The sequence below is a fragment of the Clostridium punense genome (genome assembly GCF_017874425.1).
Classification (GTDB): Bacteria; Bacillota; Clostridia; order Clostridiales; family Clostridiaceae; genus Clostridium_J; species Clostridium_J punense.
Genome location: NZ_JAGGLL010000085.1, coordinates 1 through 2,063 on the forward strand (window position 1 = coordinate 1; position 2,063 = coordinate 2,063).

The following is a 2,063-nucleotide window of genomic DNA, read 5'->3' on the forward strand; positions in this document are numbered from 1 at the left end:
AACTATTAGTTCACTAGAATTAACTGGTTTTACCTTTTTCTCTGTTTAATTTTCAAAGACCAATTTAGTGCTACATTGTAGCAGCGCCATCAACTAGCGACTTATATATCTTATCATTTTCAAAACTTATTGTCAACACTTTTTTATTTTAAAATTTTTATTTCAATTTCAAAACTCTGTTGAAGTTTTCTAGTGTTTGTGTCCGTTCTTAAGGACAAGACATATCTTATCACAATGTTTTTTTTCCTTTTTATTAAAATTACCCCATATACTTAATTATTCTCAATATGCTACAAGAATCTACAAATATCTAGCTATTTTATAAGATGATACACTAGGTATAGTATATATGTAACTACTATTATAAGTATTTGTTAGTAACCTTGATTCTTATAATAAATAAACTTTATACAGAACATATTAATGTTGTTATATCCACTTGTTTAAATAAGAAAATCACTTTTACTATGTAACATAGTGAAAGTGATTTATTAAATAACTTAGTTATATATTATACTTCTGAATATAGTTCAACCTTGTAATCTTCTTTTAAATCATTTACAAAGTTAGTATAAGCTCTATTTTGTTTCTCATGAAGTAAATTAGCAGCTATCATTGCTTTTACTTCATCATATGGTCTATCATCAGCTTGTGATTTATTTTCTACTTTTATTATGTGATATCCGAATTGAGTTTGTACTGGCTCACTAACCTCACCAACCGATAACTCAAATGCAGCCTTTTCAAACTCAGGAACCATTCTTCCTCTTCCAAACTCACCTAGGTTTCCACCTTGCTCAGAAGATGGGCAATTAGAAAACTCTTTAGCAGCATCTTCAAAACTAGTTCCACTATTAATTTTTTCTATTACTTCTTTTGCTTTCTCTTCACTATCAACTAATATATGTTTAGCACTAACAGTTTCCTCTGTCTTAAACATTTCTCTATTATTATCATAAAAATCTTTAACATCATTATCATTTACACTAACTGTGTCTAAAATCTTTTTTACTCCTGCTTGAATTAGTAAATCTTTCTTCATTAACTCTAATTGGTACTTAAACTCATCGCTATCTTCTAAATTTGCTTCTTTTGCATAGTTATAAACTAGTTCAAAGCTTACCATTTGATCTAGCAATTGTTTTTTTCCCTGTTCTGTTCTAAAATATTGTTGATTTTCTTGTGGAAATCTAGTCATTGCTATTTCTAAATCTTGTTCACTTATTTGAATACCATTTACTGATGCTAATATTTTGTTTTCCATAAATATTCTCCTTTTTACTCTTATTTTAATACACTTACTAATCTATAATATCATAATGGGAAAAAAAAACAAATAACTTTAATAAAAACAAAAGTCACCTTATATAAATAAAAAAAACTCTTACTATAAAGTAAGAGTTTTGGTGACTCCTAGGGGAATCGAACCCCTGTTACCACCGTGAAAGGGTGGTGTCTTAACCGCTTGACCAAGGAGCCATAATATGGTGGCTCACCGGGGGATCGAACCCCGGACACCATGATTAAAAGTCATGTGCTCTACCGACTGAGCTAGTGAACCACTTATTGGCTGGGATAGCAGGATTTGAACCTACGAATGCCAGAGTCAAAGTCTGGTGCCTTACCGCTTGGCGATATCCCATTATATGGTGCGTCTTAAGGGATTCGAACCCCTGGCCCACGCCTTAGAAGGGCGTTGCTCTATCCAGCTGAGCTAAAGACGCATTTATGGAGCGGGTGAAGGGAATCGAACCCTCGTAACTAGCTTGGAAGGCTAGCACTCTACCATTGAGTTACACCCGCATATGGTGCAGATGAAGGGAGTCGAACCCCCACGCCGAAGGCGCTAGATCCTAAGTCTAGTGCGTCTGCCAATTCCGCCACATCTGCATATATGGTGACTCCTAGGGGAATCGAACCCCTGTTACCACCGTGAAAGGGTGGTGTCTTAACCGCTTGACCAAGGAGCCATATGACCTGGCGACCACCTACCCTCCCACAAAGTCTCCCTTGCAGTACTCTTGGCCGTTTAGAGCTTAACTTGCGTGTTCGGTATGGGAACG

Annotated in this window: 1 protein-coding gene, 7 tRNA genes and 1 rRNA gene; all 9 read right to left on the reverse strand. The window is 35.2% G+C overall.

All coding sequences use genetic code 11. The features are described from left to right. Window positions 1-511: 511 nt before the first annotated feature. Window positions 512-1,264 (reverse strand): peptidylprolyl isomerase, encoded by a 753-nt coding sequence (locus tag J2Z44_RS21270; protein WP_021283049.1) that lies wholly within the window; start codon window positions 1,262-1,264, stop codon window positions 512-514. Window positions 1,265-1,404: 140 nt separating this feature from the next. Continuing rightward, a tRNA-Glu gene (locus J2Z44_RS21275) sits at window positions 1,405-1,479 on the reverse strand. A 6-nt stretch (window positions 1,480-1,485) separates the two neighbouring features. After that, window positions 1,486-1,561, reverse strand: a tRNA-Lys gene (locus J2Z44_RS21280). A 6-nt stretch (window positions 1,562-1,567) separates the two neighbouring features. Continuing rightward, window positions 1,568-1,642 (reverse strand) — tRNA-Gln (locus J2Z44_RS21285). A gap of 5 nt (window positions 1,643-1,647) precedes the next feature. Next, window positions 1,648-1,724, reverse strand: a tRNA-Arg gene (locus J2Z44_RS21290). A gap of 5 nt (window positions 1,725-1,729) precedes the next feature. Next, window positions 1,730-1,803: transfer RNA gene (locus tag J2Z44_RS21295), tRNA-Gly, on the reverse strand. Between the two features lie 3 nt (window positions 1,804-1,806). Next, a tRNA-Leu gene (locus J2Z44_RS21300) sits at window positions 1,807-1,890 on the reverse strand. A 5-nt stretch (window positions 1,891-1,895) separates the two neighbouring features. Beyond that, window positions 1,896-1,970, reverse strand: a tRNA-Glu gene (locus J2Z44_RS21305). A gap of 5 nt (window positions 1,971-1,975) precedes the next feature. Further along, window positions 1,976-2,063 (reverse strand): 5S ribosomal RNA (rrf, locus tag J2Z44_RS21310); the annotation flags it as partial.